Source organism: Mesorhizobium sp. WSM4828 (assembly GCF_055811175.1).
The window spans coordinates 84908-109772 of the sequence record NZ_JBVVQK010000017.1; the positions used below are offsets into that span (position 1 = coordinate 84908).

Consider the following 24865-nt stretch of genomic DNA (forward strand, 5'->3'; position numbering starts at 1 on the left):
GCCGGGAACCATCGTGCACGCCGATGGCATAGGCTCCGCTGCCAAGCTGTCCTGAGACTCTGCTTGAAAGAAAAAACTAGAAATCGCCCACAGCGGGAATATTTCTTCTATCGACAACGTGGAGGGGCCGCTCCGCGTCCCTCGTCGCGCACAATGTCTTGCCGCTATGGTCCGGCATTAAGCGCACGGCATTGGAGCCCTGTTTTATGAAGCGATTTTTGCTTGGCGTCGCCACGTTGGCCGGCCTGTTCCTCGCATCCTCCCAAGCCTGGTCGGCCGACAAATTGCTGAACGCCTCTTACGATGTCGGCCGCGAACTGTTTGCGCAGGTCAACAAGGCCTTCGTCGCCGGCCACCCTGGCGTCACCATCGATCAGTCGCATGCCGGGACGTCTGCGCAGGCACGCGCCATTGCCGAAGGCCTCGGCGCCGACGTGGTCACCTTCAACCAGGTCATCGACATCGACTTCCTGGTCAAGAAAGGCCTTATCTCCGCCGACTGGCAGAAGGACTTTCCGGACAACGCCTCGCCTTTCTATTCGCTGCCCTCCTTCCTGGTGCGCGCCGGTAATCCGAAGCACATCAAGGATTGGAACGATCTCGTGCGCGACGACGTCCAGGTGATCTTCCCCAATCCGAAAACCTCCGGCAATGCGCGCTACACCTATCTCGCAGCCACCGCCTACGCCAAGGAAGCCTTCAAAGGTGACGATGCCAAGGTGAAGGAGTTTGTGACAAAGCTGTTCAACAACGTGCCGGTGTTCGACAGCGGCGGGCGCGCCGCGACCACCACTTTCGTGCAGCGCGAGATCGGCGACGTGCTCATCACCTTCGAGTCGGAAACGCGCGGCGTCCGCAAGGAGTATGGCGAGGACAAATTCGAGCAGGTGACGCCCTCGGTCAGCCTGTTGGCGGAATTTCCGGTGGCGATCGTCGACACGGTCGCCGACGAGCACGGCACACGCGACCTCGCCAAGACCTATCTCGACTTCCTCTATACGCCGGAGGGCCAGGACATCGCCGCCCGCAACGGCCTGCGGGCCCGCGACCCGGCGGTCGCCGCCAAATACAAGGCTGAGTTTCCCGATGTCCGCCTGCTGACGGTGGAGGACGTCTTCGGCGGCTGGGCCAAGGTCCAGGCCGAGCATTTTGCAGCGGGCGGCCTGCTCGACCAGACTTACGGCAGCCGCTGACGTCGCCAACCTCGCGAACTGATGGAAAGCCGGCGCTTGCCAGCTTTCCTTCCATTTTGCCCCGCCGAAATTGCAGCTTCCGCACATTCCGGACCGCCCGCCCGCCAAAACGTTACGAAGAATCAACGCGTTTGCGCGCAATATGTCGTCGGACGGCCTGTCTGCGCGAACGGCATCGCACGGCCAAACCGTCATTATTTGCACACAAACAGCCGCCAAATGCGGGTGGTTGGGGCTTTATGGGTTGGTTCGGGCATGCTTACCAAAAAAGGCAAATACGGCCTCAAGGCCCTCGTGCATCTGTCGGGCCTGCCGGTCGGCCAGCTTGCATTCGTCAACGACATTGCGGTCGCCAACAACATCCCCAAGAAATTTCTGGATGCCATCCTGGGCGAGTTGCGCAACGCCGGATTCGTCCAGAGCCGCAAGGGCAAGGAAGGCGGCTATCGTCTCGCCCGGCCGGCTTCCGAGATCAAGATCGGCCATGTCGTGCGCGTTCTCGACGGGCCGCTGGCGCCGATCCCCTGCGCCAGCCGCACGCAATACCAGCGCTGCGAGGATTGCGATGAGGCGACCTGCCAGGTCCGGCACATGATGCTGGAGGTCCGTCAGGCAATCGCCGAGGTGCTCGATAACCGCAGCCTCGCGGCCATGCGCGACGCCGACAATGACGATTTCCCGGTCGAACTGACGTCGCAGATCTAGAGCAATTCCAGGAAAAGTGTGAAACGGTTTTCCCGGGAAAAGCGCGTAGCGCTTTCCCTAGGGAATTGCGCAAAAACAAAGAGATAGAGCGGTTCGGCGTTTCCGTGAAACGATGAACCACGCTAGCGCGCGAGCAGGCTCAAGGCGGTTGCGACGGTGTCGGCGACCGGACGCGTGCCATCCAAGGTTATCGCCGCCTCGTCCGCCGCTGGCGCCTCGAGCGTGGCGAACTGGCTGTCGACCAGGCTTGCCGGCATGAAATGACCCTTGCGATTGCCGACGCGCTGTTTTGCCGTTGCCGGGTCGATCTCCAAATAGACGAAAATGATATCCGGGCAAAAGCCGCGCAGGCGATCGCGATAGCTGCGCTTCAACGCCGAGCAGGCGGCGACCACACCTTGCCCGCTTGCGACCGATGCTGCCATGCGCTGGCCGATCGCGTCGAGCCAGCCCTCGCGCAGCGCGTCGGTGAGCGGCTGCCCGCTCGCCATGCGCGCGACGTTTTCGGGCGGATGCAGCCTGTCGCCTTCGATAAAGACGGCGCCCGATGCCGCTGCAAGCGCTTCGCCGACGACCGACTTGCCGCAGCCGGCGACGCCCATCACCACGATGGCGGATGTCGCTCGTCCAGTGCTCGCCGGCTTATATGCCACGTCTTTCCCGGTCATGCAGGTCAGCGGCTTGCCGGCGCGCGGCCATAGAGCAGCAGCATGGCGACGATGACGACGCCGTAGATGATCTGCCGTCCCGCCTCCGGCATCTGCATGACAGAGAGAATGGATTGCAAAAGCGTGATCAGGATCACGCCGGCGACGGTGCCGAGATAGGAGCCGCGCCCGCCGAGGATCGAGGTGCCGCCAAGCACCACGGCGGCGATCGACGGCAGCAGATAGGCATCGCCCATCGATTGTGCCGCCTTGGAGGCATAGCCGGCCAACAGCACGCCGCCGAAGGCGGAGAGCCCGCCCGAAACTGCAAAGGCGACCATCACCACGCGCCTTGTATCGATGCCGGAAAGATAGGCGGCACGCTCGCGGTTGCCGATGCCGTAGACGGTGCGGCCGAAGCCGGTGCGGGTCAGCACGAACACCATTGCGGCGCCGATCAGCGCCCAGATGAGAACTGCGTTCGGCACGCCAGGAACAGCAAAGCCGGTCGCCAGATAGCGCATCGCACCGGTCGCCGAATCCTGCGGCGAGAAACCGCCGGTGTAGACCACCATCAGCCCCTGCGCGACGGCGTTGGTGGCAAGCGTGATGATCATCGAGGGGATGCGCAGATAGGCTACGCCGATGCCGTTGACGATGCCGATCAGAACACCGCAGAAGATGCCGAACGGAATGGCAAGCGCCACGCCGACGGGACCGTATGCGGCCGCGGCGCAGGCCATCATGGCGCCGGCCGCCACCGACCAGGGCACTGACAGGTCGATCTGGCCGAGCAGGATGACCAGCATCATGCCGGTGGCGATGACGCCCAGAAACGACGCCACCTTGAGCTGCTGCAAAAGGTATTCAGGCGACAGGAAGCTGCGCGAATAGAGGCTGCCGAGGAACAGCAGCAGCACGATACAGGCGAACGCCGTGAGCACCGCCGGATCGGCGCGGCGGAGGAATTTCGGCATGCGGCCGGCGAGACCGCTCACAGTCGTTTCGCTCACAGGAACCACTCCAGCCGGTTGCGGACCCGAAACAGGGCGAAGGCGCCGAGGCTGACCGCGATCAGCAGGATGACGCCCTGGAACAGGGGCTGCCAGAGCGGATCGAAATCGAAGACGAACAGCAGGTCGCCGATGGTGCGGAAGGCAAGCGCGCCGAAGATCGCGCCGATGGCGCTGCCCTTGCCGCCGAACAGCGACACGCCGCCAAGCACGACCGCGGCAATCGAAAACAGCGTATAGGCGTTGCCGCTGGCATAGGCCGCATCGCCGGTATAGGTGAAAAACGTCAGGAACAGCCCGCCGATCGCGGCAAGCAGCCCGGCAAGCGCATAGGCGGCGAACTTTCCACGCCGGATCGGCACGCCGGACATGTAGGCCGCCATCTCCGAGGAGCCGGCTGCATAGGCGGCCCGGCCGAGCACCGACCGGCTGAACGGCACCCAGACAACGAGCACGACCGCCAGCAGCGTCACCAGGCTCGCCGGCACAAAACCAAACAGGCGCCCTGTCAGCGCATCGGCGAGCCCTTCATTGACCGAGCCGCCCGGAAACGGCCGAAGCAGCAGCGCGATGCCGAAATAGACCGCGCCGGTGGCGATGGTGGCTACGATCGGCTGCAGGCGTCCATAGATGACGATGGCGCCGTTGATTGCCCCGCACAGCAGCCCGGTGCCGAGCACGGCGATGACGCCGAAGGCGGTCTCGATGCCGGTGCCGACGACCAGCCACGACGCCAGGCAGTTGGTCAGCGTGAAGATCATGCCGACCGAAAGATCAATGCCGGCGGTGATGACCACCAGCGTCTGCGCCATCGCGACGAAGGCGAGCAGCACGCCCTTGTTCGAGGCGGTCTGCACGACATTGGCGGTGAAACCCGCTGGGTGGTTCGAGGTGTAGATGACGAACATGACGACGAAGATGCCGAACGCCAGCAGCGTTCCGCGCTGTTCGGCAAGCCAGTAGCGCCAATCCTTCACGCGTCCGCTCCTTGCCTTGGCATCTCTTCGTGAATGTTGAGCGCGCTGGCGATCAGCGCCCGTTCGGTGATTTCGGCGCCGACCAGTTCGCGCTTGACCGCCCCGTCATAGAGCACCAGCACTCGGTCGCAACAGCCGATCAGCTCGTCATAGTCGGTCGAATAGAAGAGGATCGCCGCACCCTGGTCGGCAAGCTTGCGCATCAACTGGTAAAGCTCCTGCTTGGTGCCGACATCGATGCCGCGCGTCGGATCGTTAAGCAGGATGATGCGCGGCTGCCGCATCAGCCATTTGGCGATAACGACCTTCTGCTGGTTGCCGCCGGACAGCGCGCCGACCGGAATGTCGAGCCCGGCCGTCTTGATCGCCAGAAGACCGACCATGTCGTCGATCAGCCGCTGCTCAGCGGCGCGATCGATGATGCCGGCCCTGGACAGCCGGTCGAGGGCGGCGAAGGAGAGGTTTTCGCGCACCGTCATCGGCAGCATCAGCCCCTCGGTCTTGCGGTCCTCCGGGATCAGCGCCATGCCGATCCGGTCATCGCGTGCGGCGGCCGGGCTGGCAATCGCCACCGGTCTGCCGTCGATCAGGATCTGGCCCGACAGGCCGCGCAGCACACCGAAGAAGGCGAGCAGCAATTCGCGCTGGCCCTGGCCATCGAGGCCGCCGAGGCCGACCACCTCGCCCGCCCCGACCGACAGCGAGACATCGTGCAGCCGATCCGTCCAGGACAGGCTGCGCGCCTCCAGAACCGGCGTGGCTGCAGCACCCGCCCGCGCGGGCTTGGGCGGAAAGATGTGGCTGTATTCGCGCCCGATCATCAGTTCGACGACCTCGTTGTCGCTCTTGGTGCCGGCCGCATAGCTGGCGACATTGCGGCCATTGCGGAATACCGTGCACTGGTCGGCCAGTTCGGCGATCTCGTTCATGCGGTGCGAAATATAGAGCAGCGCCAGCCCTTCGGAACGCAGCCGCTTCAACACGGCGAAAACCCTGGCGACGTCAGCCGCGGTCAGCGCCGAGGTCGCCTCGTCGAGGATCAGGATGCGTGGCTTGCGCGCCAGTGCTTTGGCGATCTCGACCATCTGCCTTCTTGAAAGAGGAAGATCCTTGACCAGCGCCAGCGGATGGATATCGGAGGCGCCGGCGCGAGCAAGGGCTTCTTCGGCGATGCGGCGCTGCGCCTTGCGGTCGATCATGCCGAAACGCTTCGGCGGATCGGAAATGACGATGTTGTCGGCAACGCTGAGTTCGGGGACGAGCGACAGTTCCTGGAAGATGCAGACGATGCCGGCCTGGTTGGCAGCGGCCGGCGAAGCGAAGCTCACTTCGTTTCCGTCCAGCATCATGCGGCCCTCGTCGGGCGCGACGACCCCCGCCATGACCTTGATCAGCGTCGATTTGCCGGCGCCGTTCTCGCCGAGAATGGCGTGGATGCTGCCTGGAGTGACCGACAGCTCAGCCTTCTCCAGCGCCCGCACGCCGCCATAGCGCTTGGATATGCCTTCCATGCGGAAGAGCGGAACCGCACCGTCCATCGGCCCTCCCCAGGCGCTTGGCAATCAGGATGTCGAGCGCCGACGCCGCGGAATTTCCCGCGGCGTCGGGCTGTCGGAGTTTACTGGTTTTCCTTGCTCTGGCCCATGATTTCCTGCGCCGTGAAGTTGATGCCGCAGGTCGGGAAGGAATTGCCGACGAAGAAATTGTCGGATTGGTCGGGGAAGAAATCCTGGCCTGCCTTGAAGTTCGGATCTTCGACGATCGCCAGCGGCAGCTTGACCGCTTGCGGCACGACCTGGCCTTCAAGTGCTGCAATCGCCGTCTTGATGGCAACCGCGACCTGAGCCGGGCCGGTTCCGGCCGACGAGCATTTCAGGCCGTCAGCGGCGAACTTGGCACAGAATTTGCGGAAGCCATTCTCCGTCTCGCCGCCGAACGGCACGAACGGATGCTTGGCATCGATCATCGCCTGCACGATGCCGGTATCGCCGCCCTGTCCGGTAATGCCGTCGAAGGGGCCGTTGGTGGCAATGGCATCGGCCGTAGCCTTTTGCGCAACGCCGTCATCCCACTTGCCGACGACCTCGGTGACATCCCATTTCTTGCCGGAAGCGTCGAGAACCTCGTGGATGCCGTTATGGCGGTCGGTGTCGACGGACGTGCCTGCAACGCCGCGCACCTCCAGCACCTTGCCGCCATTCGGCACGTGCTTGACCAGCCAGTTGCCCCACAATTCGCCAAGGCCTTTCTGGTCGACATTGACGTTGATGGCATCCTTGGTGTCGAGGATGTTGTCGAAGGCGACCAGCACCACGCCGGCTTCCTTGGCCCGCTTGATGACAGGGCCGAATGCGGTCGGGTTCTGGGCGTTGACGACGATCGCGTCATAGCCGGAATCGATGAAATTGTTGATTGCCGAAATCTGGGCCGGCACGTCTTCGCCGGTCGAGACCACCTTGAATTCCTTGAGCTTGGCCGCGACCTCCGGCTGCGCTGCATAGGCTTTTGCCGTCTGCACCATCTGGATGCGCCAAGTGTTGGCGATGTAGCCGTTGGCCAGAGCGATGCGGTACGGGCCGTCTTTCTTGGGAAACTTGAAGAACTGCGTATCGGCCGACCACGGCGCGAAGCAGTCAGGCTCGGCCGATGGCCCCTTGACGATTTCAGGTTCGGCGATCGCCGACGAGCTCAGCATGACGAAAGCAGTGGCGGCAACGATACCGCCAACGAGTGACTTGATCATCGATATTCCTCCCAGTTGCAGTTTTGTTTGTTCTTACGCCGATGAATTTGCGCGTTTCCGGCCCGGCACCTCCCGCCGTACCCGTTGCGCGTTCAGGTGGCCGAATGCCGACCCGATCCCCTCCTTTGTTGCCCGGCTAGTCTCGCAAAAACTATCATATTATACATAATAAACAAGCATGAGCTGTCGCTTATGTATAATAAACAGCCTGCCATCTTCGGGGCGAAGTACCGCCCGGCGATAACTGGTAGCGCTACCATGACGCTGTGTAAAGGCCATTGCGTTGAAGCTCGCTTCAGCGCGCCGTGCTCTCACGTTGCTTGAGCTCGAAGCCGAGGTCGACGACCCGCTGTTCCGGCCTGTTGCCTTCGATCGCCGCAAGCGCCATGGCGACAGCCCGTCGGCCGATCTCGTAACGGTAGGTCCGAACGCTGGTGACCGACGGAAACGCCACTTCCATCATGTCGAGATCGTTGAAGCCGACGATTCCGATCGTCTTCGGCACGGCGATCGAAGCGCGATGGCATTCGAACAGCACGCCAAGGGCGATATCGTCATTGTTGCAGAACACGCCGTCGAGGCTCGGCACCTTGGCCAGCGCGTCGCGGAACAATTCGCGGCCGAGGGTGACGCTGGAGGGCACCGGCGTCGTGGTGGTGAGCCGCGCATCGAACAGGCCGGCCGCCTCCATCGCCGCGCGATAGCCGGCAAGCCGCCGCTGCGAACGCGGATCCATGCGCGCGCCGATAAAGCCGATCCGGCGATAGCCTGCCTCGATCAGATGTTCCGCAGCCGCCTTGCCGCCCTGGAAATGTGAGAAACCGACCATCATGTCGACCGGATCGGGCCCGGTCTCCATCACCTGCACCACCGGACAGCCTGCCGTTTCCAGCAGCTTTCGCGACGCCGGCGTCTGGTCGATGCCGGCCACGATCAGCGCCGCCGGGCGTTGCGGGCCGAACACCTGCAGCAGCCGCTCTTCCTCAAGGCCGGAATAGTGGGTGTTGCCGAGCTGGATGCGGAAAGGGCCGTCCGACAGGCTGTCGTAGATGCCGCGCACCACTTCGGCAAAGACGTTGTTGGTAAGCGACGGCACCAGGACGCCAAACACCTCGGCGCGCGCCGAAGCCAGCGCCCGCGCATTCGGGTCGGGCACATAGCCGAGCTCATTCACGGCGGACTCGATCTGGCGGCGCAGGTCTTCCGAGACACGCCCCGGCTCACGCAAGGCGCGCGACACGGTGATGGCGCCGACGCCGGCCTTGCGGGCGACATCGGCGATGGTCGGGCGGCCGCCGCCACGGCGTGAGCGCGGCTTGATCACCGTACTCGTCCCGACGCCGGGCAACCGCCCAGACGCGATCGTGAGACGATGTTCAGGGTCTTTGCCACTGCCGCCATGCCAACCTGGCCCATTGCACCTTGTCTGGCGTCGCGCAGCCTTCGGCTATTGTCAAGCGATGCCGGAAAGACTGATCCGTATCGCCGTGCTTCAGGCCGTCACGGCAGCGCTGCGCCGGGCCTTCCACAGCAGCAGCACCATGGCCGAAATGTTCAGCAGGTTCCAGCCGATGCCGTTGAGGAACGCGGCGGCATAGGAACCGGTCAAATCGTAGATCCAGCCCGACATCCAGCCGCCGATAGCCATGCCGAAGATGGTCGCCATCATGACGATGCCGACGCGCTGGCCAGCCTCCTTGGCTGGCATATATTCGCGCACGATGATCGCATAACAGGGCACGATGCCGCCCTGCGACAGACCGAAGACCAGCGAGACGACATAGAGCGAGGCAAGCCCGTCGAACGGGATATAGAACAACAGCGAAAGGCATTGCAGCACAGAGCCGATCAGCAGGGTTTTCACGCCGCCGATGCGATCGGCAAGGAAGCCCGAGCCAAGCCGGCTGACGACGCCCGCCGCCAGCATGATCGACAGCATATCGGCGCCATGCGCGACGCCGTAGCCGAGATCCATGCAGTAAGCGACGATATGGACTTGCGGCATCGACATCGCAACGCAGCAGCCGAGCCCGGCGACGATGAGCAGCGCCTGCAAGGCCGCCGGCGACAGCGAGATCGGCTGGACCACGCGGCTGCCTAGCGACCCGGGAGCCGCCTGAGGTGGTGCGCCGCGCCGGAGCAGCAGGACCAGCGGCACCATGGTGACCAGGCAGACGACGCCGATCGCGGCATAGGTGAAGCGCCAGCCTTGCGCCTGCATGACATAGGGCATCGCCGTCGGCCAGATCGCTCCGGCGAGATAGTTGCCGGACGCGGCAGCCGTCACCGCGACGCCGCGGCGCCGATTGAACCAGTGCGAGATGTCTGCGATCAAAGGGCCGAAGATCGCCGACGAGCCGACGCCGATCAACAGGCCCTGGACCAGGGTGAACTGCAGGATCGAACTGGTCAGCGACGCCAGCAGGAAGCCGGCGCCAAGTGTAATCGCGGCAATCAGCGCCGGGATCCAATACCCCATGCGGTCGATGGCGCGGCCGAACAGCACATTGCCGGCGGCAAAGCCGACCATGGTCGCGGTGTAGGGCATCGAGGCAGCGGCGCGATCGACGCCGAATTCTGCCTGCACGGCGGGCAGCACCACGACCACCGCCCACATGCCGACCCCGCCGATCGTTGCCAGCAGCATCGAGATGCCGAGTCGTATCCATGCGTAGGTGCTGTCGATGCCGGAACTTCCTGCCTGGCTTGAGACGATTGGGGTCAAGGCGTTTCCTGTCCGCAGTTCTTGAATCGGCGGTTCTGACCACTATCGGCGCATTCGCATCGCCGAGCAGCGCCACGACAGGCAAATCCGTGGCTCCAGGGATTCGGGCCGAGGTGGAACAGGGGTGCGCCATAAGGCGTTTTCCCGGCAACGACCTAGTGGAAGGAGTTTGCCATGACCGCGCAACGGAAATGGTCCGCCGACGTCACCGAGCACAGCGACGCGCTGGACCTAGAGGAACACATCTTCGAATCCCACGATCCCAAGAAGATCGCCGCCTCTTTGAAGCGATCGGCCGAGCACAGCGATCGACGCAAGGCAGGGCCGTTTCAATCCGCCATGTCGATGCTGAATTTCTACATCAACCGCGCCGGCAAGAACCTGCCGGCGGCGCAGAAGAAAGTGCTGGAGGACGCAAAGGACGAGCTGCGTGCCCTCTTCGGGCGCCCCAAAGAGGACTAGGGTTAACATTGGTTCTGCCAAATTCGGCTGAACTGGACCTAGTGACAGGGCCTCTTTGTCGCCAGTTTGCAGGCTCGGCTTGTATTCCCAAGCCTGCAAAAGCCTGGCGTCATGACGGTCAAGATCGGCATCAATCCCATCACCTGGAGCAATGACGACGTTCCGGCGCTTGGCGGCGATACGCCCTTGGAGACCTGCCTGTCGGAAACCGCGCAGGCCGGCTACCGCGGCACCGAGCTCGGCGGCAAATTTCCGCGCCAGGCTGAAGTGCTTGGGCCGCTCCTGTCCTCCTATGGCCTGGAACTCGTCTCCGGCTGGTATGATGGCCGCATTCTCGACCGCACGGTCGACGAGGAATTCGCGGCGATTACCCCACATCTGCAGCTGTTGCGCGACCTTGGCGCCAGGATCGTCGTCTACGCCGACACCTCGCGCGGTCGCCATGACGGCATTTTCGCGCCGATCTCCGAGCGTCCGCGGCTCGCCGACCGGGACTGGCCGTCCTATGGCGAGAAACTGACCGCCCTCGCCGACCGCATGGCCGCATTCGGGGTCGGCATGGCCTTCCACCACCACATGGGCACCATTGTCGAGACGGACGATGAAGTCGACAGGCTGATGACGGCGACGGGCCGAAGCGTCGGCCTGTTGTTCGATACCGGCCACTGCCTGTTTTCGGGCGGCGACCCGCAATCGCTGCTGCAACGGCATCTCGACCGCATCGTGCATTTCCACTGCAAGGACGTTCGCAGGGCGGTGCTGGAACGGGCACGCCGCGAGGACATGAGCTTCATGGCGGCGGTAATGGACGGCATTTTTACCGTGCCCGGCGACGGCTCGGTCGATTTCCTGTCATTGCTGAAACCCCTCGCCGCGCGCGGCTATGAAGGTTGGATCGTTGTCGAAGCTGAGCAGGATCCGGCCAAGGCACATCCGCTGACCTATGCCAGCAAAGGCTATTTCTCGTTGCTCGCCACCGCCCGCGAAGCCGGTTTCGAAGTGGCGACGCGACAGGCAGACTGACCGGACCGTATTGCGAGCCGGAGGAACATGATGGGCGCGCGCCTCGATGGGGTTAGCGACGCGAAAGCGCCCGGCGATCCGCGCCGTCTTGCTCCCTGTGCGGCGCGGATCGCAGAATCCCGGCTCCGGATTTCAAACCCCGACTTTCAAGCTTGAGGCCGGCCGGAAGCCGTGCCTTGATGCAACCGAGGAGGAGCGACATGGCTTTCGAAGCTGCGCTTGGCATGGAACGGCTTTGCACCATCCGGGAGATCGCCGAGAAGGCGGAACTTGGCGCCGCCACCGTGCATCGCGCGCTGAAGAACAGCCGCGAGATCCGCCCCGAAACCAGGCGACTGGTGCTCGATACCGTCTGCCGGCTCAACGAGGAAAAGATCGCCCGCGCCGCCCGGTTCGTCGGGGGATAGTGCCGTGGCCGACCACATGCGCCTTTCCCTCGACATCATGTCGGTCGACCGCGCTTCGGAAGAACCGATGCATCGTCAGATCTACGGCGCGTTGCGACGCTTCATCCTTGACGGCCAGATCCCGCAGAACACGCTGCTGCCGTCGACGCGCTCGCTGGCCGAAGATCTGAAGGTCGGGCGCAACACGGTCATCGCCGCCTATGACCAGCTCCTCGCCGAAGGTTTCATCGAGGCGCGTGCCGGATCGGGTACCTGGGTGGCGCCGATCCAGCAGAACCGTCCCTTGGCGTCGCTGCGCGCCGGTCTGGCAGCGCCGCAAAAGCTGTCGCGGCGTGGCCAGACCATCGTCAACGGCCCGCAACCGCCGCGCAATGCCGGCGTCATCAATTTCCATCCGGGCGTGCCTGAAACGGCATCGTTTCCGTTCACCATCTGGTCAAGCCTTCTGGTGCGCAATGCACGCAGCCGCGACGAGAGCCTGCTTGGTTATCTCTCCTTTGCCGGCCACCCCGGCCTGCGTCAGGCTATTGCCTCGACCATCGGCCTGTCGCGCGGCATCAGCTGCACCGCCGACCAGGTGATCATCGTCACCGGCGCGCAGGCAGCGCTCGATCTCGTCTCGCGCGTGCTGATGGACGAAGGCGACCATGTCTGGATGGAGGAGCCCGGCTATCTCGGCGCCAAGAGCGCCTTTCTCGCCAGCGGCGCCAGATTAGCACCGTTGAAGGTCGACCGGCGCGGCTGGCATCTTGCCGATCCGGAGCTGCCGCCGCCGCGGCTGATCTATGTGACGCCATCCTGCCAATGGCCGTTCGGCACCATCATGCGCATCGAGGAGCGGTTGCAGCTGCTCGACATCGCCGAACGCAACGGCGCCTGGATCGTCGAGGACGACTATGACGGCGAATACCGGTTCCGCGGCCGGCCGGTGCCGGCGCTGCGCGGGCTCGATCATGCCGACCGCGTTGTCTATATCGGCAGCTTCGGCAAGACGCTGATCCCGGCGCTGCGCATCGGTTATCTGATCGTGCCGCGCGAATTGTCGGTGCCGTTCGACCGGGCGGTGAGCATCACCGGCCAGTTCGCGCCGCTGATCCTGCAGGCAACGGTCAACGACTTCATCACGCAGGGCTATTTCGCCACACACCTCAAGCGCACGCGCCGGCTCTATGCGCGCCGGCAGGCGAACTTCGTCAAGCTGTGCCAGGAGCATCTGGCCGAATGGCTGACCGTCACGGAAAACGATTCCGGCATGCAGCTGCTGGCGAGCTTCGTCAGGCCCTACAACGACAGTGACGTGGTCGCTGCCGCCCTCAAGGAGGGGCTCGACGTCCAGGGCATCTCCATCAACTACCACTCTACTGAACCCGAGCACGGCCTGCTGCTCGGCTATGCGGCGATGGACGAACGCCAGATCCTGCGTGCCGTGCTGGCGCTGCGCGCCGCGTTTCTGAGGTTGGACAGAAGCTAGGGCAAGCGCGTCATCTCGTTCACCGCGGTTGCAACAATCGCCCGAGGCGATTAGAAATACGCCATCGGTCTTGGTCCTTCGCCGCGTTCGCGCAAGGAGCCACTCACAAGGCCGAACCTCCCCGAAAACCAGAAGCATGCCGCCGCCGTATGAGCCGGCGACGCATTCATCTGAATCATGAGGATTCCATGAGAATCGCATCCTGTGCCTGCGGGCAACTGAGGATCTCCTGTGAGGGAGACCCGCGACTGGTCGCGCAATGTCACTGCCTCGACTGCCAGAAACGGACCGGCAGCACATACGGCGTCGCCGCCTTCTTCGCGCGCGACAAGGTTGAAGCCCACGGCGACGCCAGTACCTACAGGCGGTCGGCTCGGAGCGGCCATCACGTCACTTTCCATTTCTGCCCGGGCTGCGGCTCGAGCGTTTTCTGGGAGCCCGAGCGAAAGCCAGAATGGATCGCCGTCGCGGTCGGCTGCTTCGCCGATCCCGCCTTTCCGGTCCCGGCGCACGTTGGGTGGGAAGAACGGCGTCATTCCTGGGTTTCCGGTTAGCGACGCCAACCAGCCGGGGCAGCTTTATCTTACTGGTTGATCTCGGGTTCAACGAGCTTCGCCAGATTTCGCAGCGACTCCTGCCAGCCGAGATAGCAGGCCTCAACCGGGATGGCGTCTGGAATACCGGCCTGCGTGATATTCACTTCGGTACCGACCGACACTTTCTTCAATGTCACGGTCACCTCGATCTCGCCGGCCAGGTGGGGGTCGTCGAACCGGTCGGTGTAGCGCAGTTGCTCATTGGGCACGAGCTCGACATATTCGCCGCCGAACGAGTGGCTGTCGCCGGTGGTGAAGTTGCGGAAGGACATTTTGAACGTACCGCCGACTTTCGCCTCGAAGTGATGAACCGTGCAGGTGAAGCCGTTCGGCGGAAGCCATTTCGCAAGTGCATCCGCTTCGAGGAACGCGCGGTAGACTTTCTCCGGACTGGTTGTCAGAACGCGGTGCAGACGTACGGTGCCGGGCATATCGCTAATCCTCCATGTTGGTGATCGATGCCCCCTAGGACGAGCGGAGCCCGGCCTATCCGACACGGGCCTGCGTATTTTTTGACGACCGGTTATGCCGCCGGAATCTTCGCCCGGCCGCCGGACATGGAACTCGGCCGCAGCGTAGCAAATCGCGCCGGATCTGGTCTAGTTCACACTGTCGAACTTCTGCAGATCAACCGGTGCCGCCTTGCGCAATTCGACATCATCGAGCGAAGCATTCTCCAGCGCCACCCGCGCCGCCGCGTCGATGTTGTGGATCATGTCCTGAATGTCGGTATCGCTGTGCACTGGGTTCATGGCGACCATCACGGTGCGGTTGAGGATGTCGAGCGAGCGCTTGCCGAGGTCGTCGGAATAATCCAGCCGCAGGCCCTGGTTCTCGGGCAGTGCGTAAGGGTTGAGCGCCGGATGATGCGCGCCTTCATGCATCAGCACCTGGTCCCACTGGGTGAAATTGTGACGGCCGGTCTTGCCGGCGACGACGCTGGGAATGGTCTTCGAAAAAGTCTGCGCCGCCTGCTCGCTCGGCAGCAGGTACATCACCTGTGCGGCACAATCGTCGTCCGCGCTGTTCATCGGCGACGGCGTCAGCCCGAGATTGCTAAGGTGGCGGGTACCGGCCAGCACCGTCTTCTTCTCGGCGCGCATCGCCTCGATGATGCCGTCCAGCCGGTCGAGCTGGACGTTGAGCATCGCCCCCATCAGCTCCGAGGCTCGGGCGCCGATGCCGGCGAAGGGTTTGATGCTGTCGCTCCTGCCCTGCCAGTAGAAATGGCAAGGGTCGATGGCGCAGCGCGCCCGCTCCGCCACTTTCGGATCGCTGGTGGCGATGCCGCCGCCCTCGCCCGAGGTTATATTCTTGAAGTAGTTGAAGGAATAGGCACCGGCATGGCCGATCGAGCCGAGCTTACGGCCCTCATAGCCGCCGCCGATGCCCTGGCAGACATCCTCCAGCACCAGCAAGCCGCGCTTGGCAGCGATGTCCATGATCGCATTCATGTTGCAGGCCGCGCCCCACATATGCACCGGGATCACCGCCCTGGTGCGCGGCCCGATGGCTTCGCGCAAGGCGATGGGATCGATGGTCAGGCTCTCGTCGATGTCGACGATGACGGGAATGGCCCCGACCGAGAGCACCGCGGTCGCGGTCGCCATATAGGTGTGCGCAGGCACCAGCACTTCGTCCCCCGGGCCGATGCCGAGGCCGATCAGGCCGGCCGCGAGCCCATAGGTGCCGCTGGCGGCCAGCGCGAAATGCTCGACGCCAAGATGCTGCGCATAGCGGGCCTCGAAGCGGTCGCATTCGCTGTCCTTGCCGTAACGAAACAACGCGCCCGAGCGGATCACCCTGGCAATGGCTTCGATTTCCTCTTCGCCGGCGGTGTACATGACAGGCCTCCAAGTTACTTGGTAGTTTGGGTCACTTGATAATGTGGTCGCTTGATGGTGTGGACAGCTGTAGGCTTGTCGGCACAGTTTGAAAGAACCACTCCGCCGCTATTCGACCAAGCCATCTGCGCCCGGAAGACGGTTCCTATGATTGGTTTTGAACCCTGATTGGGGAAATCGGCAGCTAAGTGTCTCAGCCGGCAGGCAAATTGTACCCATCCGAATTCGCCAAAGTGGCCCTGTCGGAAAGGCAGGTTTCGGCGTTCCATTCCGGCCAGTTGGGCAAACGGTTGGTTCCATGAAATACGGGACACACTTTGGAAGACCCCCGAAGCCGGTATGCCGGCGGGAAGGCGGCCATTCGTGAACGCCGCCGGCTCCAGCAAACGGATCGTGCTCCACGAGGACGATGTCGGCATGTGCCACGGCGCCAACAGCGCCTTCCTCGAATTGAGCGGACTGGGTGTCTGCAGTTCCGGCGCGGTGATGGTGCCGTGCCCGTGGTTCCTCGAAATGGCCGAAAGCGCCGTCGCCAACCCTGGCCTCGATCTCGGCGTCCACCTGACGCTGAACAGCGAGAAGCAGCATTACAAATGGCGGCCGTTGACCGCGCCGTCGCGGGCGGCGGGCCTGACCGACGAGTTCGGCTTCTTGTGGCCCGACGTGGCGACCACGCGCCGCAAGGCGGTGCCGCAGGCGGTCGAGGCCGAGCTTCGCGCCCAGATCGACACCGCCTATCGCGCCGGCATCGACGTCACCCATCTCGACGCGCATATGGGCGCGGCATTGTCGCCGGAATTCTGCGACATCTACATCAAGCTCGGGCTCGAATATCAGCTGCCCGTGCTGCTGACCAAGACCCTGTCCGCCTATTCCCCCAACGACAATCTGGTCGGCGTCACCGAGGAGGCGTTCCAGCGCGGCGTGGCGCTGGCCCGCGCCGGCGGCTTTGCCATTTTCGACGCCGCGATCCAGACGACCTGGGGCCGGCCACGTTCCAGGCCGATCGAGCCGGCTTACAAAGCGCTCATCGAGGGTGTGCGCGAGGGCCTGACCTTCTTTTGCCTGCATTGCAACGCGCCCGGTGAACTCGAGCTGATCGAGCCGCGCTCCGCCTATATCCGCACCGAAGAGTACGAGCTGTTCCGCGACCAGGGCTTTCGTGACTGGCTCGCCGCGCAGCCGCTCGAAGTCATCGGCATGAAGCCGTTGCGCGAGGAGCTTCGCGCAACGCTCTCGGCCGGGCGATCATCAACAACGGCCCGCGGCAGCAACGCGGGCGAACAGCGACTTGCGTCGGCAAAGGCCCGCAAAGCGGCCACCCGATCCACGACGTGAGCCGATCGTCGCGGCCGGAAAACGGCGCCAGAGGGATTGGACAAGGGATTGGAACTGCAACGACAAATGGGAGAATAAGATGAAAACTCTTCTGAAAGTGGCATTGGGCGCCTTCGTTTCGGCGGGCCTGATGACAGGTATCGCGCATGCCGCGGGCCTCAAGGATCCGAAGGACGTCCGCATCACCTTCGTGGTGCATGGGTCGGCGTCCGATCCCTATTGGTCGGTGGTCAAGCGCGGCGTCGATGACGCGGCCGCCCTCACAGGCGCCAAGGTCGAATATTACGCGCCGCAGGTCTTCGACGTGGTCGAGCAGGCCCGGCTTCTGGACGCCGCCATCGCCACCAAGCCGGACGGCATCGCCGTCTCCATCGCCGACGCCAATGCGCTCGGCAAATCGGTCAAATCCGGGCTTGCCGCCAACATTCCCATGGTGGTTCTGGATTCCGGCGAAAAGGAAGGCGCCGAGCTCGGCACGACGCTCTATGTCGGCACCGTGTCCGAATATGATTCCGGCAAGAAGGCCGGCGAGCGGCTGGCCAAGGAAGGCACGCTCAAGGTCGTCTGCATCAACCACGAGGTCGGCAATGTCAGCCTCGACCAGCGCTGCCAAGGCCTCAATGACGGGCTGAAGCCCTCCGGCGGCGGCACCGAGGTTCTGGCCGTGGCGCCGGATCCGGCCGACATCCAGCGCCGCACCGAAGCCTATCTGTCGGCGCATCCCGACACGCAGGCGGTCTTTGCGCTCGGCGCCACCGCCGCCAACCCACTGATCCCGATGTTCCGCGACAAGGAACTGTTCGGCAAGCTCAAGCTCTACACTTTCGACATCAGCCCGGAGGTTCTCGACTCGGTCGTGGCCGGCGAAATTGGCTTCGGCATGGACGCCCAGCAATATCTGATGGGCTATCTGCCGGTGATCTATCTGGTCGAGCAGGCGACGCACGGCTTCTGGCCGCAGAACAACGCCTATACCGGACCGCTGTTCATAGACTCGCCGGAAAAAGCGAAGGCGATCCTGGCCCTCGCCAAAGAGGGCATCCGCTAGGCAAGCGCTCCGATGGAACGGGAGAACGCGCCAAGCGCTCTCCCGATCCGTTCGAAGATTGCGAATTGAGCGATTGGAGAGCCTAATGGCGGTCGTGGAAGACAAGGCGATACCTCCAGCTGAGCTGAAGGCGACCGACCGCTTCGGCATGACGTCGAAGCGGGCCGCCGGCGCCGACGAGCGGCTGGCCAGCACCGGCAAGCTGACCCAGTGGCTGCGCCGCCCGGAAGCCGGTGCTGCCGGCGGATTGCTTGCGACGATCATCATCTTTGCGCTGCTGCCGGGCGCGGCAAACCTCTATTCGCTGCAGGGATCGATGACCTTCCTGACGCTGTCGGCGGAGCTCGGCATCGTCGCCACCGCGGCAGCACTTCTCATCATCGCCGGCGAGTTCGATCTTTCGGTCGGCTCCATGGTCGGCTTCGCCGGCGTCGTCATCGGGCTGACGGTAAAGTACTGGGGCCTGCCGCTATGGGGCGGCATCGCCTGCGCCTTCGCCGTCGCCATCCTCACCGGCTATCTCAACGGCCTGATCGTGGTGAAGACGCGCCTGCCCTCCTTCATCGTCACGCTCGCCACGCTCTATATCCTGCGCGGACTGTCGATCGGCATCACCCGCGCCGTCACCGGCCGCACCCAGATCCCCTACATCCTCGAAGGCGCACCGGACCCGGCAACGGCCGGCATTTTCAACGGTCATCTGCTCACTGGCCTGTTCCACTGGATGGGCGCGCAAGGCTGGATCGCCACCCGCAGCGACGGCATCCCCTTCGTCGCCGGCATTCCGATGTCGATCGTCTGGTGGCTCGGCCTGACGGCGCTGGCCGGCTATGTGCTCACCCAGACGAAATACGGCAACTGGATCTTCGCTACCGGCGGCGACCTGATCGCAGCCCGCAACGTCGGCGTGCCGGTCGATCGCGTCAAGATCAGCCTGTTCATCTACACTGCCTGCGCGGCGACGCTGCTTGCCACCATCCAGGTGATGGAGGCGGGCTCCGCCGACACCACGCGCGGCCTGCTCAAGGAATTCGAGGCGATCATCGCCGCCGTCATCGGCGGTGTGCTGCTCACCGGCGGCTACGGCACCGTCTATGGCGTGCTGTTCGGCGCGCTGATCTTCGGGCTGGTGCAGATGGGCATCTTCTACACCGGCATCGACACCGACTGGTTCAAGGTCTTCCTCGGCATCGTCATCCTGATGGCCGTGCTGGTCAACAACTACATCAGGCTGAAGGCGCTGGGACGCGGAGGTGGCAAATGACTGCGCCAGCCCAAATGAGCGAACCGGCCCGAACGACCGAACCGGCAATGGAACTGCGCGGCGTCAGCGTCAATTTCGGCTCGGTGCGCGCGCTCCAGGACATCGACATCAAGGTCTATCCGGGCGAGGTCCACTGCCTGCTCGGCGACAACGGCGCCGGCAAGTCGACGCTGATCAAGGTTCTGTCGGGCGTCTACCGGCCGAGCAAGGGCGAAATCCTGGTCGACGGCAAGCCGGTCACCTTCCGCAGCCCGCGCGACGCGCAGGAGCTCGGCGTGGCAACCGTGTTCCAGGATCTCGGCATGATCTCGCTGATGTCGATTACCCGCAACTTCTTCCTCGGCCGCGAGCCGACCAAAAGCAGCCTTCCCTTCTCGCGCATCGACAAGGAGCGCGCCAACACCATCGCCAGGCAGGCGATGGCCGATATCGGCATCGACGTACGCGATCCGACGCAGGCCGTCGGCACGCTGTCGGGCGGCGAGCGCCAGTCGGTGGCAATCGCCCGCGCCGTGCATTTTGGCGCGCGCGTGCTGATCCTCGACGAGCCGACCTCCGCACTCGGCGTCCACCAGGCGGCGATGGTGCTGAAGTTCATCATCGAAGCACGCATGCGGGGTCTGGCCGTGATCTTCATCAGCCACAACATCCACCATGCCTATCCGGTCGGCGACACCTTCACACTGCTCAACCGCGGCCGCAATCGCGGCACCTACGCCAAGTCGGAGATTTCGCGCGACGAGGTCATCTCGATCATGTCGGGCGGTGAGGATCTGAAGGCGGTCGAGGCCGAGATTGCCGGCCTGCTCGCCCAGATCGGCAACCGGCCGCCTGCGGCGCCTTGAGCCGACAATCGGACATTGCGGGGAATGATGGCATGAGCAGGTTACGCGTCGGGGTCGTCGGCGCCGGCATGATCTCGCAGGTCGAGCATATCCCCAATCTGCTGCGCCTCGGCGAATTGTTCGAGCTGGTCGGCGTCGCCGATCCCTCGAGGATTTCGCGGCAGTTCGTCACCGACACCCATGGCATTGCCAATTTCGAAACGATCGACCAGCTCTTCGACCAGCGCCTCGACGCGGTGGTGATCGGCTCGCCGGACCCGCTGCACCACGAACAGGTGCTGACGGCGCTGGCGCTTGGCCTGCATGTCTTTTGCGAGAAGCCGCTCTGCTATTCGCTGGCGGAAATCGCCGAGATCATCGCCGCGCGCGACGCCGCCAGGAAAATCGTGCAGGTCGGCTACATGAAGCGCTTCGACCCTAGCTACCGGCTGGCGCTCGCTTCGCTGCCAGGGACATCAGGCACGCTGCGCTCGGTCTCGGTGGAAGTGAACGATCCCGACGCCTGGCCGTTCATTGCCCATCAGCCCTACAGGCGCGGTACCGATATCCCCAACGACTTGATCGCCGCCGTCGCCGCCAAGCAGAAGCGCCAGGTCGAAGAGGCCGTCGGCGTGCATCTGACCGACCTCGCTTTCCGTGGATTTACCGGCGCTTACAGCTCGGCCTTGATTCACGACGTCAATGCCGTCCATGGCCTGCTCGACGCGCTCGGCGTGCCGGACGGCGAAGTCGTCGGCGCGCAGATCTTCGCCGGTGGCGACGGCGGCCAGGGCGCCGTCAGGCTGCTTGACGGGCAGGCACTGTGGACCATGACCCACCTCACCGTGCCGAAGCTCGCCGACTACAAGGAGCGGATCACGCTGTTCTTCGACGATGCCAGCCTCGAGCTCGAATTCCCCTCGCCCTGGCTCAACCATCATCCGACGCGGCTGACGGTGACGACGTCGGACGGTCACACGCTGTCGACGAAAGATTTGCGTGCCGGCTATGCCGAAGCCTTCGTCGAGGAGATGCGCGGCTTCTGGGGAGCGATCGTCAATGGCGATGCCGTGGTCAACCCACCCGAACACGCCGCCCGCGACCAGGCGCTGCTCCTCGGCCTGACCCGGCAGCATCTCGCGACCGCACCTTTCGACTGAGTGCCTGTGGCCGAACGGCAGCTACCTGGACTTGATCACGCTGTCGGTATTGGCCAGCAGCTTGCGCACCGCATTGCGTGCCGCGTCCGGCCGCTGCAGGCGGATGCTCTTCTCGATTGCCTCATGCAGCCTCTGCGCATGCTGCAAATCGTCGAGCTCCCGCGTGGTATAAGCAAATAGATGATCGAATGCCGATTCGATCAGCACGCCGAGCGGCACCAGCAGATCGTTGCCGGAAGCGCGCAGGATGGCGAGGTGAAACCGCGTGTCGGCGCGGGTGCGCTCCTGCAGGTTGGTCGCCTCGCCCATCTCGCGGCAGGCCTGGCTGATCTCGGCCATCTGCTCGTCGGTGCGCCGCATGGCGGCAAAGGCGCTGGCCTCCGGCTCGATGATATGGCGGAATTCCTGCACGGTCCTGAGGAACACCTCGCGGTCCGGCGAGGTCGCGTACCAGGCCAGCACGTCGCGATCGAGCAGGTTCCAGCGCTCCTTAGGCTCGACCCAGCTGCCGATTTTGGGACGTGACGACAGCAAACTCTTCGCCATCAGCATTTTGATGGCTTCGCGCACCGCCGAGCGGCTGACGTCGAAGGTCTCGGACCATTTGGCTTCGTTGGGCAGGATGGTTCCCGGCGGATAATCGCCGCGCACGATCCTCAGCCCGATCTCGTTGGCCAGCGAGGCATGCACGCTCGACCCCGGCATGCGTGCCGCATCAGCCCGGCGAACACCGCTGGTGCGTTCGGCGAACGCCTCGGCCGCTGTCTTTCCCTTATCCGGCTTCGCGTCCCGCATGGCTCCACAAAGTCCGGATTTGGAGACGTGTCAAGGAGATGAAATCGACGGCAGTGTCTCCGTTTGATTTTCCGCCTCCGTCGCCTCGCCGACACTGCGCTTTGCCGAGCGCTCACGCCGGAGAGGCACGAACGGCTTTTCTTTGTCCCGGCTGATTGTCCCGGCTGAATTCCTCGATCAGGAAATCAAGGAAGACGCGGATTTTCGGGGCGAGATGCTGCCGCGCCGGATAGACCGCGTAGAGCGTGGTTTCGACCTTGTCCCAGTCATCCAGGGCCGATTGCAGCCGGCCTGCTTTCAGGTCGCTCTCGACATAGGGATAGGGGATCAGGCTGACGCCGAAGCCGGCGCGCAACGCATCGCGCACGGCAAGGCTCGAGGAGACCGAATATCGTCCGTCGATGGCGATCCGCTCGCTGCCGCCGTCCTTGCGGAACTCCCATATGTCCGCATGTCCCGAGAGGCTGAACCGGATGCAATTGGCCGCCTTCAAATCGGCAGGCGTTTTGGGCCGGCCATGCTTCTCGAAATAGGACGGAGCTGCGCAAAGCACGTGCGGCATGACCGCAAGCTTTCTCGCTACCAGGCTGGAATCCTCGAGATTGTCGCTGCCGCGAATGGCAAGGTCAAATCCCTCCCGCACGATATCGACGCGCCTGTCGTCAAGATGCAGGTCGAGTTTCAAATCGGGATAGCGCGATAGGAACGCGGGGATGGCAGCCGAAAGCCGCGTCAGCGTGACGGTCATCGGTGCGCTGACCCGCAACGTGCCGCTCGGCGCCGTCTTGATCGGGCCGAGGACCTGGTCGGCCCTGGCCAGCGCATCGAGCCCCTGCGTGACATGCTCCAGATAGATCCTGCCTTCTTCGGTCAAGGCCATGCGCCGCGTCGTCCGGTTGATGAGCCGCACCCCCAGATGCGCCTCCAGCTCGGCGATGTTCTTGCTGATCGCAGGAGGAGAAAGACCGAGCCGCCGCCCGGCTTCGGCAAAGCTGTTCAGTTCAGCCACGTGGCGGAAAACCTGCAACGCCGTCAGGCGATCCATCGCACCATTCTCTTTCAGTAAACAATGTCTTTCAATTGTCGCATATTATCGCTCGTTGGTAAATTCTCTATCTGCTTCCCGAATGGCTTACTCAATTTCGGAATGACATGATGACCAACCCCACGATCTCCCTTATCGAGCGACGCATGTCGGCCAATCGGTTCGATGCCTCGCATGCATTGACGGATGCCGAGGTCGAGGAACTGGCACGCCTCGCAACGCGCGCGCCAACCGCCTACAACCTTCAGAATTGGCGGTTCATCGCGGTGCGGACGCCGGAAGCAAAGGCGCGGTTGCGTAGCGCGGCCCATGGCCAGGCCAAGGTGCAGGAAGCAGCGGTCACCTTCATCGTCTGCGGCGTACTGCCCGACCACGCTGCCCTCAATGCAAGGCTGCTTCCTTTCGTCGAAGCCGGCTTCATGCCGGCGGATATGGCTTCGGGCTGGCAGGAAGGCGCCCGCGCCCAATATGCCGATCCTCGGGCGGCCCGCGACGAAGCCGTGCGCTCGGCGACGCTTGGCGCTGCAACGCTGATTTTCGCAGCCGAAGCGCTGGGGCTCGTCGCTGGTCCGATGGGAGGCTTCGATGCCGAAGGCGTGGCCCGCGAGTTTGGCCTTGGACTGAATGAAGTGCCGGTGATGCTCATCGCGGTCGGCCGCGCCGCGTCCGGAAACTGGCCGCAAAAGCCCCGCCGCCCTCTTGCCGAAGTACTGGAAATCTTATGAAAACGCACCGTTCCGATCTGTTGCTTACAGCCATTGCACCCGCAATATGGGGCAGCACCTATATCGTCACCACGCAGTTCCTGCCGAACTTTTCGCCGATGACGGTTGCGATGCTGCGAGCCCTGCCCGCCGGATTGCTGCTGCTGGCGATCGTTCGGCAACTGCCGACGGGCATCTGGTGGCTGCGCAGTTTCGTCCTCGGAGCCCTCAACATCTCGATCTTCCTGAGCCTGTTGTTTGTCGCCGCCTACCGGCTTCCGGGCGGGGTCGCCGCCACGGTGCTGTCGGTCCAGCCGTTGATGGTGATTTTCCTCGCCGCTGTCCTGCTTGGCAGCCCTGTCCGTCGGTTGGCGATTGTCGCCGCCCTTGTCGGGATCGCAGGTGTTGCGTTGCTGGTGCTGACCCCGAACGCGACGCTCGATTTAATCGGCGTTGCCGCCGGCCTCGCCGGGGCGGCCTCAATGGCCTTCGGCAGCGTGTTGGCCCGCAAGTGGCAACCGCCAGCATCGCTGCTGGCCTTTACGGCATGGCAATTGACTGCCGGTGGTCTCCTTCTCGTTCCGGTGGCGCTGCTTTTCGAACCGTCCGTCCCAATCCCGACCGGCGCCAACCTGCTTGGACTGGCGTGGCTCGGGCTGATCGGTGCGGCGCTGACCTATGTCCTCTGGTTCCGGGGCATTGCGCGACTGGAATCCGCAGTGGTGTCGTCGCTGCTTTTCCTCAGCCCGGTGACCGCCGTGCTGCTTGGATGGGTATTCCTGGACCAGACGCTGACCTTGCCTCAAATCGCCGGCGTCGTTTTCGTCATCGGCAGCATCTGGCTGGCTCAACGCCCTAGCCGGAACGAGTCCTGAGCCTGG

General features: G+C 63.7%; 25 protein-coding genes. 14 read left to right on the top strand and 11 right to left on the bottom strand.

The genetic code is table 11. The features are described from left to right. Window positions 1-206 precede the first annotated feature (206 nt). Window positions 207-1193: a sulfate ABC transporter substrate-binding protein gene (locus tag AC0L2X_RS19745; RefSeq protein WP_352709803.1), complete on the top strand. Its 987-nt coding sequence runs from the start codon at window positions 207-209 to the stop codon at window positions 1191-1193. A gap of 255 nt (window positions 1194-1448) precedes the next feature. Continuing rightward, complete coding sequence (locus AC0L2X_RS19750; protein ID WP_006202816.1) at window positions 1449-1898, top strand: RrF2 family transcriptional regulator; 450 nt, start codon at window positions 1449-1451, stop codon at window positions 1896-1898. 122 nt (window positions 1899-2020) lie between these two features. Here AC0L2X_RS19750 and AC0L2X_RS19755 read toward each other — a convergent pair whose 3' ends face one another. The 7 genes from AC0L2X_RS19755 to AC0L2X_RS19785 form a co-directional block, all read right to left on the bottom strand. Next, window positions 2021-2566, bottom strand: coding sequence for a gluconokinase (locus AC0L2X_RS19755; protein ID WP_473559833.1), 546 nt, complete (start codon window positions 2564-2566; stop codon window positions 2021-2023). A 5-nt stretch (window positions 2567-2571) separates the two neighbouring features. Further along, window positions 2572-3558 (bottom strand): ABC transporter permease, encoded by a 987-nt coding sequence (locus AC0L2X_RS19760; RefSeq protein ID WP_473559835.1) that lies wholly within the window; start codon window positions 3556-3558, stop codon window positions 2572-2574. Beyond that, window positions 3555-4535, bottom strand: coding sequence for an ABC transporter permease (locus AC0L2X_RS19765; RefSeq protein WP_352564358.1), 981 nt, complete (start codon window positions 4533-4535; stop codon window positions 3555-3557). The genes AC0L2X_RS19760 and AC0L2X_RS19765 overlap by 4 nt, the downstream gene beginning before the upstream one ends. Next, window positions 4532-6073, bottom strand: a complete 1542-nt coding sequence (locus tag AC0L2X_RS19770) for a sugar ABC transporter ATP-binding protein (protein WP_473559838.1) — start codon at window positions 6071-6073, stop codon at window positions 4532-4534. The genes AC0L2X_RS19765 and AC0L2X_RS19770 overlap by 4 nt, the downstream gene beginning before the upstream one ends. An 80-nt stretch (window positions 6074-6153) precedes the next feature. Further along, on the bottom strand, window positions 6154-7278 hold the full coding sequence (locus tag AC0L2X_RS19775; RefSeq protein WP_352709807.1) for a sugar ABC transporter substrate-binding protein: 1125 nt from the start codon (window positions 7276-7278) through the stop codon (window positions 6154-6156). Window positions 7279-7573: 295 nt separating this feature from the next. Then, a complete protein-coding gene (gene gntR, locus AC0L2X_RS19780; RefSeq protein ID WP_473559839.1) occupies window positions 7574-8602 on the bottom strand; it encodes an HTH-type transcriptional regulator GntR in 1029 nt (342 codons plus the stop codon). 168 nt (window positions 8603-8770) lie between these two features. Then, a complete protein-coding gene (locus tag AC0L2X_RS19785) occupies window positions 8771-10003 on the bottom strand; it encodes an MFS transporter (RefSeq protein WP_473559841.1) in 1233 nt (410 codons plus the stop codon). A gap of 174 nt (window positions 10004-10177) precedes the next feature. Here AC0L2X_RS19785 and AC0L2X_RS19790 point away from each other — a divergent pair, with 174 nt between their 5' ends. From AC0L2X_RS19790 to AC0L2X_RS19810, 5 genes are all read left to right on the top strand, one after another. Beyond that, a complete protein-coding gene (locus AC0L2X_RS19790) occupies window positions 10178-10465 on the top strand; it encodes a DUF3175 domain-containing protein (RefSeq protein ID WP_023675825.1) in 288 nt (95 codons plus the stop codon). A gap of 111 nt (window positions 10466-10576) precedes the next feature. Beyond that, window positions 10577-11488, top strand: a complete 912-nt coding sequence (iolE, locus tag AC0L2X_RS19795) for a myo-inosose-2 dehydratase (protein WP_473559843.1) — start codon at window positions 10577-10579, stop codon at window positions 11486-11488. A 200-nt stretch (window positions 11489-11688) separates the two neighbouring features. Then, entirely contained in the window at window positions 11689-11895 is a 207-nt protein-coding gene (locus tag AC0L2X_RS19800; protein ID WP_352453276.1) for a LacI family DNA-binding transcriptional regulator, read from the top strand. 4 nt (window positions 11896-11899) lie between these two features. After that, complete coding sequence (mocR, locus tag AC0L2X_RS19805; protein ID WP_473559845.1) at window positions 11900-13366, top strand: rhizopine catabolism transcriptional regulator MocR; 1467 nt, start codon at window positions 11900-11902, stop codon at window positions 13364-13366. A 188-nt stretch (window positions 13367-13554) separates the two neighbouring features. Further along, window positions 13555-13920 (top strand): GFA family protein, encoded by a 366-nt coding sequence (locus tag AC0L2X_RS19810; protein WP_473559847.1) that lies wholly within the window; start codon window positions 13555-13557, stop codon window positions 13918-13920. Window positions 13921-13949: 29 nt separating this feature from the next. On the opposite strand, the gene AC0L2X_RS19815 is transcribed toward AC0L2X_RS19810, so the two are convergent. Both AC0L2X_RS19815 and AC0L2X_RS19820 read right to left on the bottom strand, forming a co-directional pair. After that, window positions 13950-14393 carry an SRPBCC family protein gene (locus tag AC0L2X_RS19815; protein ID WP_473559849.1) on the bottom strand — a complete coding sequence of 148 codons (444 nt, stop codon included), beginning with the start codon at window positions 14391-14393 and terminating at the stop codon, window positions 13950-13952. A gap of 168 nt (window positions 14394-14561) precedes the next feature. After that, window positions 14562-15806 carry a DegT/DnrJ/EryC1/StrS family aminotransferase gene (locus tag AC0L2X_RS19820; protein ID WP_473559850.1) on the bottom strand — a complete coding sequence of 415 codons (1245 nt, stop codon included), beginning with the start codon at window positions 15804-15806 and terminating at the stop codon, window positions 14562-14564. A gap of 363 nt (window positions 15807-16169) precedes the next feature. On the opposite strand from AC0L2X_RS19820, the gene AC0L2X_RS19825 reads away from it, so the two are divergent. The 5 genes from AC0L2X_RS19825 (at window position 16170) to AC0L2X_RS19845 (ending at window position 21440) form a co-directional block, all read left to right on the top strand. After that, window positions 16170-17144, top strand: a complete 975-nt coding sequence (locus tag AC0L2X_RS19825) for a polysaccharide deacetylase family protein (protein WP_473559851.1) — start codon at window positions 16170-16172, stop codon at window positions 17142-17144. Between the two features lie 79 nt (window positions 17145-17223). Further along, window positions 17224-18192 carry a rhizopine catabolism ABC transporter substrate-binding protein gene (locus AC0L2X_RS19830; RefSeq protein WP_352709816.1) on the top strand — a complete coding sequence of 323 codons (969 nt, stop codon included), beginning with the start codon at window positions 17224-17226 and terminating at the stop codon, window positions 18190-18192. A 148-nt stretch (window positions 18193-18340) separates the two neighbouring features. Then, the gene (locus AC0L2X_RS19835; RefSeq protein WP_352491125.1) at window positions 18341-19456 is read left to right on the top strand and encodes an ABC transporter permease; all 1116 of its coding nucleotides are present in this window, start codon (window positions 18341-18343) and stop codon (window positions 19454-19456) included. Window positions 19457-19470: 14 nt separating this feature from the next. Beyond that, window positions 19471-20301, top strand: coding sequence for an ATP-binding cassette domain-containing protein (locus AC0L2X_RS19840; RefSeq protein WP_352491124.1), 831 nt, complete (start codon window positions 19471-19473; stop codon window positions 20299-20301). 32 nt (window positions 20302-20333) lie between these two features. Further along, window positions 20334-21440: a Gfo/Idh/MocA family protein gene (locus AC0L2X_RS19845; protein ID WP_473559853.1), complete on the top strand. Its 1107-nt coding sequence runs from the start codon at window positions 20334-20336 to the stop codon at window positions 21438-21440. Between the two features lie 21 nt (window positions 21441-21461). Here AC0L2X_RS19845 and AC0L2X_RS19850 read toward each other — a convergent pair whose 3' ends face one another. Next, window positions 21462-22235 (bottom strand): FadR/GntR family transcriptional regulator, encoded by a 774-nt coding sequence (locus AC0L2X_RS19850; RefSeq protein ID WP_473559855.1) that lies wholly within the window; start codon window positions 22233-22235, stop codon window positions 21462-21464. 112 nt (window positions 22236-22347) lie between these two features. Then, window positions 22348-23280 (bottom strand): LysR family transcriptional regulator, encoded by a 933-nt coding sequence (locus AC0L2X_RS19855; protein ID WP_473559857.1) that lies wholly within the window; start codon window positions 23278-23280, stop codon window positions 22348-22350. A gap of 110 nt (window positions 23281-23390) precedes the next feature. Between AC0L2X_RS19855 and AC0L2X_RS19860 the strand changes: the two genes are divergently transcribed. Both AC0L2X_RS19860 and AC0L2X_RS19865 read left to right on the top strand, forming a co-directional pair. After that, complete coding sequence (locus tag AC0L2X_RS19860; RefSeq protein WP_473559859.1) at window positions 23391-24005, top strand: nitroreductase family protein; 615 nt, start codon at window positions 23391-23393, stop codon at window positions 24003-24005. Continuing rightward, window positions 24002-24859, top strand: a complete 858-nt coding sequence (locus AC0L2X_RS19865; RefSeq protein ID WP_473559861.1) for an EamA family transporter — start codon at window positions 24002-24004, stop codon at window positions 24857-24859. The genes AC0L2X_RS19860 and AC0L2X_RS19865 overlap by 4 nt, the downstream gene beginning before the upstream one ends. The last annotated feature ends 6 nt before the right edge of the window (window positions 24860-24865 follow it).

Coding starts and splice junctions, on each gene's coding strand:
- AC0L2X_RS19830 (WP_352709816.1), top strand. CDS start 17,224: ATGAAAACTCTTCTGAAAGTGGCATTGGGCGCCTTCGTTTCGGCGGGC.
- AC0L2X_RS19815 (WP_473559849.1), bottom strand. CDS start 14,393: ATGCCCGGCACCGTACGTCTGCACCGCGTTCTGACAACCAGTCCGGAG.
- AC0L2X_RS19775 (WP_352709807.1), bottom strand. CDS start 7,278: ATGATCAAGTCACTCGTTGGCGGTATCGTTGCCGCCACTGCTTTCGTC.
- AC0L2X_RS19855 (WP_473559857.1), bottom strand. CDS start 23,280: ATGGATCGCCTGACGGCGTTGCAGGTTTTCCGCCACGTGGCTGAACTG.
- AC0L2X_RS19745 (WP_352709803.1), top strand. CDS start 207: ATGAAGCGATTTTTGCTTGGCGTCGCCACGTTGGCCGGCCTGTTCCTC.
- AC0L2X_RS19800 (WP_352453276.1), top strand. CDS start 11,689: ATGGCTTTCGAAGCTGCGCTTGGCATGGAACGGCTTTGCACCATCCGG.
- iolE (WP_473559843.1), top strand. CDS start 10,577: ATGACGGTCAAGATCGGCATCAATCCCATCACCTGGAGCAATGACGAC.
- AC0L2X_RS19790 (WP_023675825.1), top strand. CDS start 10,178: ATGACCGCGCAACGGAAATGGTCCGCCGACGTCACCGAGCACAGCGAC.
- AC0L2X_RS19850 (WP_473559855.1), bottom strand. CDS start 22,235: ATGCGGGACGCGAAGCCGGATAAGGGAAAGACAGCGGCCGAGGCGTTC.
- AC0L2X_RS19840 (WP_352491124.1), top strand. CDS start 19,471: ATGAGCGAACCGGCCCGAACGACCGAACCGGCAATGGAACTGCGCGGC.
- AC0L2X_RS19835 (WP_352491125.1), top strand. CDS start 18,341: ATGACGTCGAAGCGGGCCGCCGGCGCCGACGAGCGGCTGGCCAGCACC.
- AC0L2X_RS19755 (WP_473559833.1), bottom strand. CDS start 2,566: ATGACCGGGAAAGACGTGGCATATAAGCCGGCGAGCACTGGACGAGCG.
- AC0L2X_RS19865 (WP_473559861.1), top strand. CDS start 24,002: ATGAAAACGCACCGTTCCGATCTGTTGCTTACAGCCATTGCACCCGCA.
- AC0L2X_RS19860 (WP_473559859.1), top strand. CDS start 23,391: ATGACCAACCCCACGATCTCCCTTATCGAGCGACGCATGTCGGCCAAT.
- AC0L2X_RS19845 (WP_473559853.1), top strand. CDS start 20,334: ATGAGCAGGTTACGCGTCGGGGTCGTCGGCGCCGGCATGATCTCGCAG.
- AC0L2X_RS19770 (WP_473559838.1), bottom strand. CDS start 6,073: ATGGACGGTGCGGTTCCGCTCTTCCGCATGGAAGGCATATCCAAGCGC.
- AC0L2X_RS19750 (WP_006202816.1), top strand. CDS start 1,449: ATGCTTACCAAAAAAGGCAAATACGGCCTCAAGGCCCTCGTGCATCTG.
- AC0L2X_RS19810 (WP_473559847.1), top strand. CDS start 13,555: ATGAGAATCGCATCCTGTGCCTGCGGGCAACTGAGGATCTCCTGTGAG.
- AC0L2X_RS19820 (WP_473559850.1), bottom strand. CDS start 15,806: ATGTACACCGCCGGCGAAGAGGAAATCGAAGCCATTGCCAGGGTGATC.